16 protein-coding genes are annotated in these 17,082 nt (G+C 31.0%); 9 read left to right on the top strand and 7 right to left on the bottom strand.

The genetic code is table 11. The features are described 5' to 3' along the window. Positions 1-101: 101 nt before the first annotated feature. Positions 102-974 (bottom strand): DMT family transporter, encoded by an 873-nt coding sequence (locus MARIT_RS00585; protein WP_024741703.1) that lies wholly within the window; start codon positions 972-974, stop codon positions 102-104. Positions 975-1,068: 94 nt separating this feature from the next. On the opposite strand from MARIT_RS00585, the gene MARIT_RS00580 reads away from it, so the two are divergent. Next, positions 1,069-1,641 (top strand): heavy-metal-associated domain-containing protein, encoded by a 573-nt coding sequence (locus tag MARIT_RS00580; protein WP_100210508.1) that lies wholly within the window; start codon positions 1,069-1,071, stop codon positions 1,639-1,641. Between the two features lie 73 nt (positions 1,642-1,714). After that, positions 1,715-2,737, top strand: coding sequence for a COX15/CtaA family protein (locus MARIT_RS00575; RefSeq protein ID WP_024741701.1), 1,023 nt, complete (start codon positions 1,715-1,717; stop codon positions 2,735-2,737). A 53-nt stretch (positions 2,738-2,790) separates the two neighbouring features. On the opposite strand, the gene gldD is transcribed toward MARIT_RS00575, so the two are convergent. From gldD to mutY, 4 genes are read right to left on the bottom strand one after another with little or no spacing between them, the layout of a single operon-like run. After that, entirely contained in the window at positions 2,791-3,342 is a 552-nt protein-coding gene (gene gldD, locus MARIT_RS00570) for a gliding motility lipoprotein GldD (protein ID WP_024741700.1), read from the bottom strand. After that, entirely contained in the window at positions 3,335-4,636 is a 1,302-nt protein-coding gene (gene gldE / locus MARIT_RS00565) for a gliding motility-associated protein GldE (protein ID WP_024741699.1), read from the bottom strand. Before gldE ends, gldD begins: the two co-directional genes overlap by 8 nt. A 22-nt stretch (positions 4,637-4,658) precedes the next feature. Then, a complete protein-coding gene (locus tag MARIT_RS00560; RefSeq protein ID WP_024741698.1) occupies positions 4,659-5,087 on the bottom strand; it encodes a single-stranded DNA-binding protein in 429 nt (142 codons plus the stop codon). Between the two features lie 37 nt (positions 5,088-5,124). Beyond that, on the bottom strand, positions 5,125-6,171 hold the full coding sequence (mutY, locus tag MARIT_RS00555) for an A/G-specific adenine glycosylase (protein ID WP_100210507.1): 1,047 nt from the start codon (positions 6,169-6,171) through the stop codon (positions 5,125-5,127). A 132-nt stretch (positions 6,172-6,303) separates the two neighbouring features. Here mutY and MARIT_RS00550 point away from each other — a divergent pair, with 132 nt between their 5' ends. Together MARIT_RS00550 and MARIT_RS00545 are read left to right on the top strand one after the other, a co-directional pair. Next, positions 6,304-6,594, top strand: a complete 291-nt coding sequence (locus tag MARIT_RS00550) for an HU family DNA-binding protein (RefSeq protein WP_024741696.1) — start codon at positions 6,304-6,306, stop codon at positions 6,592-6,594. A 311-nt stretch (positions 6,595-6,905) separates the two neighbouring features. Next, a complete protein-coding gene (locus MARIT_RS00545; RefSeq protein WP_100210506.1) occupies positions 6,906-8,438 on the top strand; it encodes an Rne/Rng family ribonuclease in 1,533 nt (510 codons plus the stop codon). 77 nt (positions 8,439-8,515) lie between these two features. Here the strand turns inward: MARIT_RS00545 and MARIT_RS00540 are convergent, their stop codons facing one another. Both MARIT_RS00540 and uvrC read right to left on the bottom strand, forming a co-directional pair. Beyond that, on the bottom strand, positions 8,516-10,726 hold the full coding sequence (locus MARIT_RS00540; protein WP_100211977.1) for a patatin-like phospholipase family protein: 2,211 nt from the start codon (positions 10,724-10,726) through the stop codon (positions 8,516-8,518). 1 nt (position 10,727) lies between these two features. Beyond that, the gene (gene uvrC / locus MARIT_RS00535) at positions 10,728-12,521 is read right to left on the bottom strand and encodes an excinuclease ABC subunit UvrC (protein ID WP_024741693.1); all 1,794 of its coding nucleotides are present in this window, start codon (positions 12,519-12,521) and stop codon (positions 10,728-10,730) included. Between the two features lie 66 nt (positions 12,522-12,587). Between uvrC and moaA the strand changes: the two genes are divergently transcribed. Genes moaA through MARIT_RS00510 form a run of 5 tightly spaced genes read left to right on the top strand, consistent with a single transcriptional unit; the run spans position 12,588 to position 17,076 of the window. Further along, positions 12,588-13,580: a GTP 3',8-cyclase MoaA gene (gene moaA / locus MARIT_RS00530; protein WP_100210505.1), complete on the top strand. Its 993-nt coding sequence runs from the start codon at positions 12,588-12,590 to the stop codon at positions 13,578-13,580. 52 nt (positions 13,581-13,632) lie between these two features. Continuing rightward, complete coding sequence (locus tag MARIT_RS00525; RefSeq protein ID WP_024741691.1) at positions 13,633-14,841, top strand: molybdopterin molybdotransferase MoeA; 1,209 nt, start codon at positions 13,633-13,635, stop codon at positions 14,839-14,841. A 40-nt stretch (positions 14,842-14,881) separates the two neighbouring features. Next, positions 14,882-15,358, top strand: a complete 477-nt coding sequence (moaC, locus tag MARIT_RS00520) for a cyclic pyranopterin monophosphate synthase MoaC (protein ID WP_100210504.1) — start codon at positions 14,882-14,884, stop codon at positions 15,356-15,358. 4 nt (positions 15,359-15,362) lie between these two features. After that, positions 15,363-16,469 carry an NTP transferase domain-containing protein gene (locus tag MARIT_RS00515; RefSeq protein WP_100211976.1) on the top strand — a complete coding sequence of 369 codons (1,107 nt, stop codon included), beginning with the start codon at positions 15,363-15,365 and terminating at the stop codon, positions 16,467-16,469. Continuing rightward, on the top strand, positions 16,462-17,076 hold the full coding sequence (locus MARIT_RS00510; protein WP_157926159.1) for a DUF1835 domain-containing protein: 615 nt from the start codon (positions 16,462-16,464) through the stop codon (positions 17,074-17,076). The genes MARIT_RS00515 and MARIT_RS00510 overlap by 8 nt, the downstream gene beginning before the upstream one ends. Positions 17,077-17,082: the final 6 nt, after the last annotated feature.

Genomic DNA, 17,082 nt, shown 5'->3' with positions numbered 1-17,082 from the left:
AGCGGATGCAAATATACATTCTTTTTAAGAACTTAACAATCTTTTTTTTAGCTTCTTTATTTTTATTAAAGTACTACTTATCAACAATATAAAAACACATTTCACTTTACCTTATTAACCCAATACACCCCTAATAAAATAATTCCTCCTGCTAGTAATTGAAATAAACTCAACTTTTCTCCGTCTATAATTCCCCAAATAACTGCTACTACTGGAATTAAATAGGTTACTGAGGCCGCAAAAATGGGAGATGAAAGATGTACCATTTTATTAAACAACACTTTAGCTATTCCTGTTCCAACAACTGATAAAATGATGATATAGCCTAGTGCTTCACCTGTTTCCTGATTCATTTCGAATGTTAGAAAGAAATTAGAAAAAATTAAAACTAGTAATGCTGGGATTATTAATAGTAAAAAATTACCCGTGGTAATAGCCAAAGCATCCAAATCATATAGGTATCTCTTAATGATATTTACATTAAAAGCATATCCTATAGAAGCTATGATAATTAACAAGGCATACCAATAATTTTGATCTGGGTGTAACGCTGCTCCTTTAAAAATTAAAATCAACGTGCCTACTAATCCTAGTAATATTCCTATAAACTGCTTTTTCTTAAAAGAAAACCCAAACACTAACGCTCCAAAAATAAATGTATGAAATGGCGTTAATGAATTAAGTATAGAAACAATGGCACTATCAATCCCTCTAATAGCAAAAGCAAATAAGAAAACAGGGAAAAAAGTTCCTAAAGCGGCTGAGTATGCTATGTATTTCCAATGTTTTTTCTCTATTTTTTTAATACTTTTAAAACCTATTAGCAATAAAAAAAACGCTGTTATTAACATTCGTAAAGCTCCTAATTGAACTGGGGTTACTCCTTGTAACGATTTTTTTATTAAAATAAAAGAACTTCCCCAAACTATAGAGAGTATAAGCAGGTACATCCATTTTTTTTGCTGACTGTTCATATATAACCGTAAATTATCTGCAAAAGTCGTGTAAATCTTATAAAACCAACGTATTTATTAATAAATTTGCATCATAACCTTATAACTTACACTAATGAGAATTCAAAAGATTATATTTGGAATTGCCCTAACCTCTTTATTATTTATTTCATGTAAAAATGAAACTAAAAAAGAAGAGAACAAAAAAGAGGATTCAAAAGAGGTTTTAGTACCTAATGTACAATCACTTTCTTTAAAAATTTCGGGAATGAGTTGTGAAATTGGATGCGCAAAAACAATCCAATCTAAACTTTCTAAAAAGGAAGGTATAACAAATGCCAAAGTTATTTTTAATGATAGTATTACTACCGTTTCCTATGATGCTAATAAAGTTTCTAAAGCAGAAATCATGGGCTTTATTGAAGGTATTGCTGGAGGAGAGCAATATAAAACTAGTGAAGTTACTAAAACTGTTGAAGCTTGTAAAACGGACTGTAAAAAAACTTGTTGTGTTTCTAAAGAAAAAAAGCAACATACTTGTAAGGCTGATTGTAAGAAAGAGTGCTGCGCTGGTAAAAAAGTTTGCAGTAAAGATTGTGAAAAACCTTGTTGCTCTTCCAAAGAAAAAAAGCAACATGCTTGTAAGGCTGATTGTAAGAAAGAATCTTGCGCTGGTAAAAAAGCTTAATTGTTAACTTTAAAAGAGCTTCTAAAAACCAGAAGCTCTTTTACTATAAATCATATATCTATTCATTCTTCTAATGAAAAAAAACTTCTCTTTACTAGTTAAAGTTACCATCTTTTCTATTTATTTAATATTCTTAGCAGGTGCTGTTGTTCGTATGACTGGCTCTGGAATGGGATGCCCTGATTGGCCTAAATGTTTTGGGTATTATATTCCTCCCACATCTGAAAATCAAATTACATGGCAACCTAACCATACCTATAATGAGGGAATGATTATCATTAAAGACAAAACTTTATTTGTAGCTAAAAAAGACCTTAGATCATCAAACAGTTTTAATGAAACGCATTGGAAAAAGTACACCAAACATAACTATGCCAAGTTTAACAAATACCATACTTGGACTGAATATATAAATAGACTTTCTTCTGTACTAGCTGGTTTTCCTTTTTTACTACTGATCATTTTTTCTGTAAAATTCTGGAAAAAAGATAAAGAAATCACACTGCTTTCTTTTGCTTCATTTTTCTTATTATTATTTGAGGCTTGGTTAGGAAAAACAGTAGTAGATACCAACCTTAAACCTACTATCATTACGATACATATGGTTGCTGGTTTAATCATCATAGCACTTTTACTTCGGTTATTATTTATTACTTCTGAAAAAGTTTCTATACAAAAACACCTTCCTATATTTAATAAATTATTAATTATTGCAGCCATTTTTTCTTTAATTCAAATTGCTTTAGGAACGCAAGTCCGTCAATTTATAGACGAACAAGTAAAACTCTTTGGTTTTGAAAATAAAGAATATAGTTTAATGAATCCTAGTATTAAATTTTATGTACATCGCTCATTTACTATTGCCATTATTATTGTTAACTTAGGATTGTTTTACTTTAATCAAATACAAAACTTAGGGTATAAATTGGTGAACTGGATTGTTTTTCTAATATTCTTAGAAACAATTACGGGTATTTTAATGTATTATGCGGATTTCCCTATAGGCACACAAGCTATACACTTATTATCAGGAGCTATTTTATTTGGGCTTCAATTTTATTTATGGTTGCAGTCTCGCAAAGTAGTGACCGCTTAATTTACTTTGATATAAGCTTTAATAGCTCCTTACCTGGTTTATTAAAGCTTATATTATTTCCATTGTAAAGATTCTATCATTCGAATCATATCTTTTTTAATATAATCAACCGCGGGTAAAACACTATCATAATTTGGCTTAGAATAAAAAAACAAAGATCCTTTTAAAAAATGTTTAGTACTATCCGTTACATGAAACTGAACCTGCGATGCGGAATTTCCTGTAATATCGTACATCTTACCAAAAACTCTAGTATTTTTATTTACAAAATCATTAGAAGCTATTTGCTCTGCTTTTATAGCATGTTCAAAAACCAGTTTTTCTGCTTCTATTAAAAGTTCTCTTAAATTATTATCAACAGGTCTATAGGTAATGTCTATAGATGCTTTTAAATTAGGGTATATTACTTTTAACCAGTCTTTAGGCAATTTTTTAATTATTGTATTTTGAGGTACTTCAAAGGAGTAAGGTCGTTCTAATGTTAATTCATGATATGCTTTTTGAGGATAATTTAAACTCAAATACCCTTTAGGCTTTGGAATTACTTCATTTTTACAAGAAGTAATTAATATTAAACTTAATATCACTATAAAAAGGCTACGCATTTCGTGTTACTTTTACTTGTTTTATACGCTTTCTATCCAACGCTTCTATGGTAAACGTATATTGATTAAAATTTATTTTCTCTCCTTTCTTAGGAAATTTACCTGAAATTTCTAAGATAAAACCTGCTAGTGTTTCACTTTCTCCCTTTTCTTCTTCAAATTTTTCTTCCTCTTCATCTTCCAACACACGACAAAAATCCTTTATGGTTATTTTTCCTTCGAAAATATAATTATCCTTATCTATTTTAGAGTAGGTTAAATCATCATCATCAAATTCATCGTTAATATCTCCAACAATTTCTTCTATAACATCTTCTAAAGTTACTATTCCGCTAGTTCCTCCATATTCATCAACTACAATAGCTAAGTGGTTTTTCTTTTCTTGAAACTCACTCAATAAATCATCTAATTTTTTATTTTCTGGCACAAAAAATGGTTTTCGAAGCAACTGTTGCCATTGAAAGTCTTTTTTATCTAAATGGGCCAATAAATCTTTTGCATATAAAACACCTATAATATTATCAATGTTTTCAGCGTAAACAGGATTTCTAGAATAGCCATTTTTTAAGATTTTATTCAAAATACCTTCATAAGACTCATCATCACATAAAGCAAAAACATCTGTTCTTGGTTTCATTATTTGAACAGTTTCTGTATTTCCAAAAGTTACAATTCCTTCTAGTATTTTTTGCTCGTCTTTAGTGGTAGTATGATCAGAAGTTAATTCCAGCGCCTCTGATAATTTTTCTACAGATAAGTTATTATTTTTATTTCCTAGCCTGTTTTCTATAATGTTAGTCAGGCTTATTAATGGAATACTTAGTGGAGTTAATAACTTATTTAAAAAATGAATAGGTTTTGACATAAAGCTAGCAAACTCTACTGACTTCCTCGTAGCATATACCTTGGGCAATACCTCTCCAAAAAGTAAAATCAAAAAAGTGATTAAAACTACTTCTATCAAAAATTTAATTGTAGTAGAAAACTCTGCAAAAAGCAGTTCTCCCAAAGAAGAAAACAATAATACTATCAAAATATTGATAAAATTATTTGTAATTAAAATCGTTGCTAATAATTTTTTAGGCCTTTCTAACAATTCCAACACTACACTTTTTCCTTTTGTTTCTTCAGATAGCTGATTTAAATTTGTTTGTGAAATTGAAAAGAAAGCTACTTCTGTTCCTGAAATTAATGCAGAACTGATTAACAGCGCAAGCAATACAATTATATTCATGGTTACCAACCAATGAAAGGTTGCAAAAGCGCAAAATAAACTGACGGGGTCTGGATCCAATGTTTTTTTTATTTTTTATAAATTAAAAAGGTAAATCTTGATTTTCTTTTGGTGGTTTTGGAATGTCTTTTTCTAATGGAGTTCTTTTTGCTTGATTTTTAACCGCTGTTAGGTCTTTTTTAGTTGATAAAAACGACATATCTACAACATGTATCTCTGTCAAATACCTCTTTATTCCATCTTGTTCCCATTGCCTTGTTTTAATACGTCCCTCACAATATATCTTATCTCCTTTTGTTAAGTATTTTTCACAAATTTCGGCCAATTTATTACGAACAACAAGATTGTGCCATTCTGTTGAAACTACTTTTTCTCCGGTTTGGCGGTTCGTATAACTTTCATTAGTAGCTAAAGAAAAACGCCCAACAGCATTTCCTCCTTCAAAATAGCGCATTTTCACCTCATCTCCCAAATGCCCTATTAATATTACTTTGTTAACTGTACCTGCCATATTCCATTCTTTTACCAACCAAAGATATCAAAAAATTCTATTTTTTTTCAAACAGGAACTCTTTTAAAAAATTAGCTATTAAAATAGGAACAGGGTATTCTTCTATCGCCCTCCAAAAAATAGAAGAAGGAATAACTTTATGAGTTTCTACTATCCAAAATCGAGTATGTAAATGCTGATGAGAAAGCTTATGAACAATTCTTTTAGTATTGAATAGCGTTACTGTTGCTTCATCTGGAAATAGCTTTTGAAACTCCAAAGTCTCCTTTAATTCACTATCATTAATATACTTAGAAGATTCAATCAATGGAAACTCATATAATCCCTCCCAAATTCCTTTTCCTTCTCTTTTTTTTAAAAGCGTTGTATGGTTATTATTCACTAAAACAATATAATTAAAATAACGCTTTTTTACCTTCATCTTTTTTTCTTTTACCGGAAGTTCTTTTATCATTTTTTTAGACAAAGCAATACATCCTTCAGCAAAAGGGCAAGTTTCACATAATGGATTTTGTGGCTTACAATGCAGTGCTCCAAAATCCATAATTGCCTGATTATAAATAGCTGGATTTTTTACATCGATTAATTCTTGAGCCAACCTTTTAAACTCCTTGATTCCTATTGATGAATTTATAGGGGTCTTTATTCCAAAATACCTAGAAAGTACTCGATACACATTTCCGTCAACCACTGCGGTAGGCTCATTAAAACAAATAGAAGCTATTGCTGACGCTGTATAATCTCCTATTCCTTTCAGTTTCAAAAGCTCTTTATAATTATCAGGAAAATTACCCGCCAATTCATTTGCTATATACTTCGCTGTAAAATGTAGGTTCCTAGCACGGGAGTAATACCCTAATCCTTGCCATAATTTCAATACCGTTTCCTCCGCTGCATTTGCCAAATCAAAAACAGTTGGAAAAGCCTCTGTAAAGCTCATAAAATAAGGTAACCCTTGCGTTACCTTAGTTTGTTGTAACATAATTTCTGACAACCAAATATGGTAAGGGTTAGTTGTTTTACGCCAAGGCAAATCACGCTTGTTTTGTAAATACCAGTTTATTAATACGTTAGAGAAAATCATTTAAAAAAATTAGCAGCGCAATATTACACTAATTTATTTAGATATTTTTAGAGCTTTAACTTTTTGGAATAGATATAATTATCATATATTTGCATCCGCAATTTTTAAAGGAAGTAAACAAAATATATTAAAATGACGAAAGCAGATATCGTATCTAGAATTTCAGATAAATCAGGAATAGAAAAAGCGGATGTTTTGGCAACAGTTGAAGCATTTATGAACGAAGTAAAAGACGCTTTAGAAAGTGGAGATAACGTGTATTTAAGAGGTTTTGGTAGTTTTATTATCAAAACTAGAGCAGAAAAAACTGGTAGAAATATTTCAAAAAATACCACTATCAAGATTCCTGCGCACAATATCCCTGCTTTTAAGCCTTCAAAAGTTTTTACTGAAGGTGTTAAGAATAAAGTAGTAGTAAAATAATTAAACAGTATTAACCAACCTTTCATTAGGTTTCTAAAACATTTGTATTATGCCAAGTGGTAAAAAAAGAAAGAGAGCTAAAATCTCTACACACAAACGTAAGAAAAGAGCAAGAGCAAACAGACATAAGAAAAAGTAAGCAGTAGCTTACTTTTTCTTATTTGCATTTTGCAACGTTCATTGACATAGAAGTCGTCAGACTTCGACTGGTATTTATATTGCTTTCACAAGCAATATACTTGTAATACCTGTTTACAAATCATTTAATCCGTTTGCTCATTAAAACTGCGCAGACACAAAACTATTTCAGAATGAGAAAAACAGAATTAATTATTCGTTCAAATTCTTCTGATATTGATTTTGCCTTATTAAGAGATGGTAAGCTTATTGAATTGAATAAAGAAACAAATGATAATAAATTTTCTGTTGGCGATATATTTTTAGCTAAAATAGGAAAAGTATTAACTGGCTTAAATGCCGCTTTTGTAAATGTAGGATATCCAAAAGATGGTTTTTTACACTATCACGATTTAGGTCCTCAAGTACAATCTTTAAATTCATTCATTAAGAAAGTAAGCACAGGTAAACACAAAGAATTCACTTTAAAAAATTTCCGTTTTGAAAATGATATTAATAAAGACGGAAGTATTAATGATGTACTAAAAACAGGACAAAATTTATTAGTCCAAATCGTAAAAGAACCTATTTCAACTAAGGGCCCCCGCATTAGCTCTGAATTATCAATAGCTGGGAGGTATTTAGTATTAGTTCCTTTTTCTAATAGAATTTCGGTCTCTCAAAAAATAGAAGACCCAAAAGAGAAAGAACGTTTAAAAAGATTAGCAAAAAGCATTAGACCTAAAGGGTTTGGTGTAATTCTAAGAACTGTTGCTCAAGGAAAAAAAGTAGCAGAATTAGATAGAGATTTACAAAACTCACTAGACCGTTGGAAAACTATGTGTAAAAGCATTCCAAATACGAACACTCCAACTAAAATATTGAGTGAGTTAAACAGAGCATCTTCCATTTTAAGAGATGTAATGAATGATTCTTTTACTAGTATCATAACCAATGATGAAACTTTAAAAGTAGAAATTAAGGAATATTTACAGGAAATTTCTCCTGAAAAAGAAAATATTGTAAAACTACATCGTTCAGATACTCCTATTTTTGAAAAATATGGAATTGAACGTCAAATTAAAACTTCATTTGGGAAAACAGTTTCTATGAGCAAAGGTGCTTATTTGGTAATTGAACATACCGAAGCACTGCATGTCATAGATGTAAATAGCGGTAATCGCTCTAATAAAGCAAGTAATCAAGAAGAAACTGCTTTAGAAGTTAATTTAATTGCAGCTTCTGAAATTGCACGTCAATTACAACTACGAGATATGGGGGGAATCATTGTAGTTGATTTTATTGACTTAAAAACAGCTGAAAACAGACAAAAGTTATTTCAACATTTAAAAGAAGAAATGGCTCTTGATAGAACAAAGCATAAAATTTTACCTCCTAGTAAATTTGGATTGGTACAAATTACTCGTCAGCGCGTTCGTTCTGAATTAGAAATAAAAACAAGAGAGCCTAACCCGAATAAAAACGGTGAGGTAGAAGCTCCTATTGTTTTAATAGATAAAATTGAAGTTGAGCTAGAAAGATTACTTAATAGTAAAAAAGACTATAAGAAAATTACATTAAATGTACATCCTTTTATAGCAGCATACCTTACCAAAGGTGTACCATCTATACGATTAAGATGGTTTTTAAAGTACAAAAAGTGGATTAAAATTTTACCTAGAGATGCTTATACATACTTACATTATAAATTCTATTATAAAAAATAAGTAAGGCATTTTGTATATCAAAAAAAACCTGTTTATCAGAATAGATAAACAGGTTTTTTTTTGAATTCATACCACACTTAAAACCAAAAACCAAGATTAAATAACCAATAGTTCTCAGAAGTATCTGGTGACCATGTGTATTTTAGTTCAATAGGCCCTAAAAAAGTTTCTAAACTATACCCTAAAGCATAACCTGATTTGGTGTTTTCAAAGAGATTTCCACCCTTTAAAACGTTTTCTCCTACTCTAGCATAATTGGCAATAAAAGAAGCGTAATGCTTCTCTAAAAAACAATAGCGAAATTGAAATTCTGATTTCAAAAAAGACTGCTCACTCAGAGCTCCAATTTCATATCCATAAAAAGGAATGAAATTATTAATATAATTCTTATTGTATCCTCCAAGGCGATAATCAAATACCTTCGAAGCCTCCTTACCTAATGTAAATCCAGCTTCTGATGTATATTGAAAAGTCAACCTCTCCCAAAATGTTGTGGCAAAACTAACGGTTCCTGTTAATTGAGAAAATCGACTAAAGGCATTACTATCATCTATACGGTTTTTAATATTTTCATTTCTATTTGACCATAAAAACCATTTAAACCCAATATTACCATACACTCCTTTTGACGGAAAGTATCTGTCATCAAAAGTATCTAGCTTTAAATACGCTAATCCGTTTAAATAATTACTATCGTCAAAAACAGTAAACCGCTCTAAATTATTTTTTAATGTTTGAGAAAAAACACGCAAATTTTTAGCTTCCACCCCTACACCAAAAGCAAACTTTTTATCAAAAGTAGTTTGCCCATACAATGTGTTTGTAAAATCTCTATAAGTAACATCAATTTCATTAACTACTTCATCATTAAACGCAAAAGCAGTTTTAAACCTATTGTATCTCGATTTGAAACCATAGTTCCATCGAAGCCCATTATCTACAAAATAATCTAAATTATACCGAATATTATCTCCCACAACCACATCTAAAGAAAGTACATCATTTTTCAGAAAAATTTTCTTGTGATTATAATTTAGTAATACCCCTGACCTATATAGCAAGTCATAGTGTAAACCAAGCCTTAATCTTGCACGAACATCACTTTCTTTTACCTTCAATGTAAGCTTTTTTCCTTCATTCAATTTTTTAAAATGATAATCTATCCTTTGAAAATTTTTAGTAGCCGTTAAGCTATTAATCCTTTTTGACAACTCTTGGTAAGTAATAGAATCTCCCATTTTTATTTTTAATGTTCCTAAAATATAATCTTTGGTATAATTCTTATTTCCTTTGATGCTTATTTTATTTACCAAAAACTTATCATTATTCGGTTTAGCCCTTTGAATGCTTCGTTTTGTTGTTTGAAGTTTTGCTATTTTAGTAAAAATAACATTCAATGGTTTTGAAACCCGCTCTCCTTCCTTCAAAATTTCTTTTCCTTTATCAAAAGAAACCACTGTATAATCTAACACATTTGGATGCATATATACATCTACATTTCTCTTTTTTTCATCACTATTCTCATACATTCTATAACTTACTATCTGATTTAAAATAGCAACTACTGATGTTAATTTTTTTCTATTTACCAACTTTCCCTGCACATCAACTCCAATAATAATATCAACCCCTTTTTCTTTCATCACATCCACTGGGAAATTATTAGCAATCCCCCCATCAATCAATAAATCGCCATTTATTTCTACTGGATGCAATAAGGTAGGAAAAGAACCGCTGGCTCTTAATGCTAAGGGCAAAAAGCCATTTTCTAACAAAACCTCTTCTCCTGTTTCTGCATTTGTTGCTAAACAATAAAAAGGAATTGGTAGTTTAGAAAAATTGGTAATATGATCTACTGGAGCTAATAATTCTGTTAAAAAGTTCAATACATTTTGCCCTTTTGAAACTCCTTGCGGTAACCCAATAGCATTCTCACGAATAGGAAGTGATATGGCGTGCTTTTCACCATTTTCCTTATCAAAAAAAGTTTTTGCTCTTCTAGGTATTTTATCTTGTAAAATTGTGTAAAAATTCGTTTCCGTGACAATCTTTTCTATTTGTCTTGCTGAATACCCACTAGCATACAATCCACCTACAATTGCTCCCATGCTGGTTCCTCCTATATAATCAATTTGAACTCCTGCCTTTTCTAATTCTTTTAAAACTCCTACATGTGCAAACCCTTTTGCTCCACCTCCACTTAAAACCAACCCCACTTTAGGTTGTTTTTTTTGAGGATATATCACTAGTGAGGTGAGTAATAACAATAAACTTAAAAACTTTTTCATATTATTTTTTTGGATGATAGTATTCATATACACTTGTTGCTCTTGCATTGCCTATTTCAGCCATAAGCTCTTCAAAAGTAGCATTCTTAACACGTTTTGCTGATTTAAATTTTGTTAACAAAGTAGTGATTGTTTGTTTTCCTATGTTAGGAATTTGCTCCAATTCTGAATGAATAGCACTTTTACTTCTTTTATTTCTATGGAAAGTAATACCAAATCGGTGTGCTTCATTTCGTAGGTATTGAATAATTTTTAAACTTTCCGATTTTTTATCTAGGTATAAGGGTACAGAATCTCCTGGATAATAAATTTCTTCCAATCGTTTTGCAATACCAATAATTGCTATTTTTCCTCTTAACCCTAATATTTCTAAACTCTTTAACGCAGACGAAAGCTGCCCTTTACCTCCATCAATTACAATAAGTTGAGGCAATGGCTGGTTTTCAGCTAGTAATCTTTTATACCTTCGAAAAACAACCTCTTCCATAGAAGCAAAATCATCAGGACCTTCCACCGTTTTTATATTGTAGTGACGATAGTCTTTTTTACTTGGCTTTCCATCTTTAAAAACAACACAAGCTGCTACTGGATTTGTTCCTTGTATATTTGAATTATCAAAACATTCTATGTGCCTTGGAGCTTCATGCAAACGCAAATCTTTTTGCATCTGCGTCATAATTCTTTTTACATGACGATCAGGATCTACAATTTTCATTTGCTTAAATCGTTCTTGCCTATAATATTTTGCATTTCTTATAGACAAATCTACAATCCGCTTTTTATCTCCTAGTTTTGGAACTGTTACCTTAATATCATTTCCTATATTTACTTTAAAAGGCACATAAATTTCACGTGATAATGACTGAAATCGTTGCCTTGTTTCTATAATAAAAAGCTCCAACAACTCCTTATCTGTTTCTGCTAATTTTTTTTTGATTTCTGTAGTATATGATTGGATAATAGCACCATTCCCTATCTTAAAAAAGTTCAAGTACCCATATTCTTCATCTGAGATAACGGAAAAAACATCAACATTATTTATTGAAGGGTTTACTACTGTTGACTTAGCTTGATAGTTTGCCAACAAACCAACCTTGTCCTTTATTTTTTGAGCTTCTTCAAACTCCATTTTAGAAGCAAAGTCAAGCATCATTTCTTTAAACTTTTCTAAGCTTTCTTTAAAATTTCCTTTTATAATTCCTCTAATTTCTCTGATTTCCTGTAAATAAGCTGCTTCTGTTTGATAAGATTCACAAGGTCCTTTACAGTTTCCTAAATGATATTCTAAACACACCTTATATTTTCCACTATCAATATTCCGCTCATTCAAATCATAATTACAAGTTCTTAAAGGATATAGCTCCTTAATTAAATCTAATAAAGCACGTACTGTACGTACCGAAGTATATGGCCCAAAATATTGAGAGCCATCTTTGATTATATTTCTTGTTAAAAAGACACGAGGAAAGCGTTCTTTTTTAATACAAATCCAAGGATAGGTTTTGTCATCTTTCAACATAACATTATACCTTGGCTGGTGTTTTTTTATCAAGCTATTTTCTAGTAATAAAGCATCTGTTTCTGTTTCTACTACAATATGCTTAATCATAGCTATTTTTTTTACCAGTACCTTTGTTTTACCATATTCATGATTTTTAGTAAAGTAAGAAGAAACCCTTTTTTTTAAATTTTTTGCTTTTCCTACATACAAAATGGTGTCATTTTTATCGTAATATTGATATACCCCTGGTGAATTAGGCAAGGTTTTTATTTGAAGTTCTAACGGAGTTGGCATAAAACGAAAATACGATTTTTCTTTCTTTTAACGCATTAAAGCTTCCTTTATTATTACCTTTACACTATGGGGAAATTGATGGATAATTTTGGGCGGCAAATAACCTACGCACGGCTTGCTGTAACTGATCGCTGCAACCTGCGTTGTCAATATTGTATGCCTGCGCATGGAATTGAAATAGTACCACGAAAAGACCTTCTTAGTTATAAAGAAATGTACCGTATTATACGCATACTTACAGAACTAGGAGTTACGAAGGTACGCCTAACTGGCGGTGAACCTTTTGTTAGAAAAGGCTTTGTTGATTTTTTAGAAATGCTATCCTTTAATGATTTATTAGATACTATAAACATTACTACAAATGGCGCTTTAATTTCTAAACATATTGAAAAAATTGAACAATTAAAAAAAGTAAAAACAATCAATTTAAGTATTGATAGTTTACAAAAAGAAAAATTTCACTCAATTACACGTAGAGATGTTTTCCCTGAAGTTTACCAAACATTAGAAGCTCTTGAAAAAAGTTCGCTGCATTTAAAATTAAATACGGTTGTACAATCTGGTTTTAACACCGATGAAATCAATGATTTTGTAGCACTTACTCAGCATAAAAATATAGCTGTTCGTTTTATTGAAGAAATGCCCTTTAACGGAAAGGGACTTCGAGAAACTAAAGAAGTTTGGAATTACAACCGAATTTTAAGCGAAATAAAATCCGCTTTTAATATTACTAAAACAGAAACCGAAAAATCTGCCACTTCCCATAATTTTTCAGTCAAAAACCACAAAGGTAGCATTGGTATAATTCCTGCTTTTACTAGAACTATTTGCAATGATTGTAATAGAATTAGAATTACCTCAACGGGACTTTTTAAAAATTGCTTGTTTGACGAGGGGGTGTTTAATTTACGTGACTTTATAAGGAATGGCGCTAGTAATGATGATCTAAAAACCCTGTTTTCATCATTGGTAAAACAAAAACCAAAAAATGGTTTTATTGCAGAAATAAACCGTAAAAAAGGGAGTGTTTCTGAAAGCATGAGTAGTATTGGAGGATAGCAAAAGAAATTAAATCAGCCTTAAAAAACGATATCACAAAGTATTAAAAATTATGATTAGCGTCAAAGAAGCAAAAAGCATTGTCTTACAAAATAGCGTTCATCTTGAAACGGTAAGTGTTCCTTTTATGGAGTCACTTGGCAAAGTTTTAAAAGAGGATATTATAGCCGATAGAGACTTTCCTCCTTTTAATAGAGTAGCAATGGATGGAATTGCTATCAATTTCGATGCTTTTCAAAACGGACAACGTAGTTTCAAGATAGAGGGGATGCAACCCGCTGGAAGCAAACAATTAACAATGATAAATAACTTGCATTGCATTGAGGTAATGACAGGCGCAGTTCTTCCTGCTAATTGCAATACCGTCATCCGCTATGAAGATATTAGCATTGCTAATGGAATTGCTCAAGTTCATTTAGAAGAAATAACTTGTTTTCAAAACATACACCAACAAGGAAAAGACAAGCAAAAAGGAGCGCTTTTAATTCCTAAAAACAGTATCATTTCAGCAGCAGAAATAGGTGTTTTAGCTACAGTGGGCAAATCAAATGTAGTCATAGCAGCAACTCCTAAAATACTAATTATTTCTACTGGTGACGAACTGGTTTCTGTTGAAGAAAATCCAGAAAACCATCAAATTAGAAAGTCTAATGTATTTACCATAGCCGCCCTACTAAAGCAGTTAAATATTACTACTGAAACAGCTCATATAGCAGATTGTAAAGAGGTGTTAAAAAATAAAATAGGACAATACTTAAAGCAATATGATGTATTGCTATTTAGTGGTGCTGTAAGTAAAGGTAAGTTTGACTTTTTACCTGATGTTTTAAGTGAATTAGGGGTTGAAAAACTTTTCCATAAAGTTACACAACGCCCTGGTAAACCTTTTTGGTTTGGCTCCTTAAATTCTAATTCAAAAGAAAATAATACTCTTGTTTTTGCCTTTCCAGGAAACCCTATTTCTACTTTTGTAAATTGTTTAGCCTATTTTTATCCTTGGTATCATAACTCTTTACAAGTAAAGGCAGTAGAGGAAACCGCTACTTTAACAAACAATGTTTCTTTTACTCCTAATTTAACTTATTTTTTACAAGTAAAACTAAGCATGCATTCTGGAGTACTAATGGCAACTCCTATAAAAGGAAATGGTTCTGGAGATTTAGCTAGCTTAGTAACAGGTGATGCTTTTATCATTTTGCCTAAAACAACAAAAAATGAATTTAAAAAAGGAGCGGTATTTCCTATCATTAGATATCGTTAATACCACACCGCAAACAAACATTAATACTAAAACTTTTTAAATGAGTTTTTCACATATAAACAAAAAAAACCAGCCTAAAATGGTTAATGTTTCCAACAAAAACATTACTAAAAGAACCGCTCTTGCAAAGGCTACAATGTTTTTAGGAAAAGAAATCATTTCTCATTTTACCGATAATGACCTAATTACTAAAAAAGGTGCCGTTTTTCAAACGGCTATTATTGCTGGTATTCAAGGAGTAAAAAAAACATCCGACTTGATTCCTATGTGTCACCCATTGCTTATTAATGGGGTTGATATTGATATTGATATTATAGATACAGAGCATATTGCTGTTTTTTGTAAGGTTACCATTGAAGGAAAAACAGGTGTAGAAATGGAAGCCTTAACAGGAGCTAATATTGCCTGCCTTACTATTTATGATATGTGCAAAGCAATTTCTCAAGAAATGATTATCAAGAATGTACAGCTAATTGAAAAAACAGGAGGAAAATCAGCTATTAAAAAAACGGAATAAAACAATGAGCATTCATCAAAAACATACAAATTTAACTAGGAGAAATACGGGCAACTTTGCTGCTAATGAAATAGCCATTCTTGGTGCAAAATGTAATATTATTTCTGATTTGGTACATGAAATTTCTAATAGGCTAACCAGCTATAAATTAGCTTATTTTGATGCTTCACATGCAAAAAATATACCCCTCAATAATTTATCAGAATTTACCTTCCATCATCAAGGAAACCTTCAAATAAAAACAACTAAGCTTGTTAATAAATTTGAACAACGCTTGCAGTTTGCTCAATTTGATTATCTTTTTATTAACGGAAATCATTATCAAGGAACTGAACAAATTTTAATTTTAGATGAAGCAAAAGAAGCCTCTGTTTTAAAGAGACTAGCGCAACTGAAAAACATTCAATTTGTAATAAAACAACATCAAAACTCAACCTACTTTCCTTTTTTAGAGGAAAAATATCCTGATATAAAAAGCAAACCTTGCTACGGCATTCATCAAATGGATTTAATTAGCCATCATATTGAGCACTTAATTCAACAAAAAATAGCTCCTGTAAAAGGGCTCATTTTAACTGGTGGAAAAAGTACTCGTATGGGAACTGATAAATCAACACTCAATTACCACGGAAAACCTCAAAAAAAGCACCTAAAAGAGCTCTTAGAAAGTAAAAGTTTAGAAACCTTTTATTCGGTCAGAGAAATTAGTAACAATACAAATGAAATCCATGATACTTTTTTAAATTTAGGTCCTTTTGGTGGTATTTGCGCTGCTTTTCAAAAAGACCCAAATTCGGCTTGGCTAGTTCTTGCTACTGATCTTCCTTTTGTGAGCCATGATTTAGTTGAATTGCTATTAAAAGAAAGAGATCCATCCAAAATAGCTACCACCGTGAAAGGTAAAAACAAAGATTTTCCTGAACCTTTGATTACTATTTATGAACCCAAAGCTTATATAAAATTACTTGAATATTTAACACAAGGGTACTCTTGCCCCCGTAAAATGTTAATTAATACGGATGTTAAAATCATTGAAGTTGACGATTATTTAATTAGAAATGCAAACACGCCTCAGGAATTTAAAACGGCAAAAAAAGAAATTGATGGATAATATTTTACATATTTTTAGTGATGAAAATGCTTTGGATCTTTTTAAAAAATCCGAAATCAAAGGACACATTCTTTTATTCAAAGAAGCACTTACGGAAGGGCCTATATCTGAGGCTATTTTTTCTGATGACTTTTGGAGCAAACGATATGCCTATTTTGAGCAATATAAAGGTATTCCTCGTTTAGCTTATTTTGATCGTACCATAAAAAAAATGGCTTTTTTAGAAGATGTTTCTACTTTTGATGAAGTAGTCATATGGGGTGATTTTAGCATTCCTTCTCAGGTAAACATCATTGCTTTATGTGCTCATTTATACAATTATTTTTGTAAAAACACACGCTATTCTTTAGTTTGCTCAGGAAAACATAAAGGAAGGAAAGAGCTACAAAAACTCACTAATTATACCTCTAAGGAATTTGAAATTTTATATGCTTATAAAGCAAAACTTACATTACCTAATTTAAGATTTACCAAAGCCTGTTGGGAAGCTTTTGCTTCTAAGGAACTTGAAAAGAAACTCCATTTCAATTTTAATTGCTTTCCAGCAAAGTTCCAGTACCTATCTGCTATAAATACAAAAGTAAGTTCGTTTTTACCCAATAAATAATAAGGT

The sequence above is a fragment of the Tenacibaculum maritimum NCIMB 2154 genome (assembly GCF_900119795.1).
In the GTDB taxonomy this organism is placed as follows: Bacteria; Bacteroidota; Bacteroidia; order Flavobacteriales; family Flavobacteriaceae; genus Polaribacter; species Polaribacter maritimus.
The sequence above is the reverse complement of the archived record's forward strand: the minus strand, read 5'-3'. Positions and strand labels throughout refer to the sequence as shown.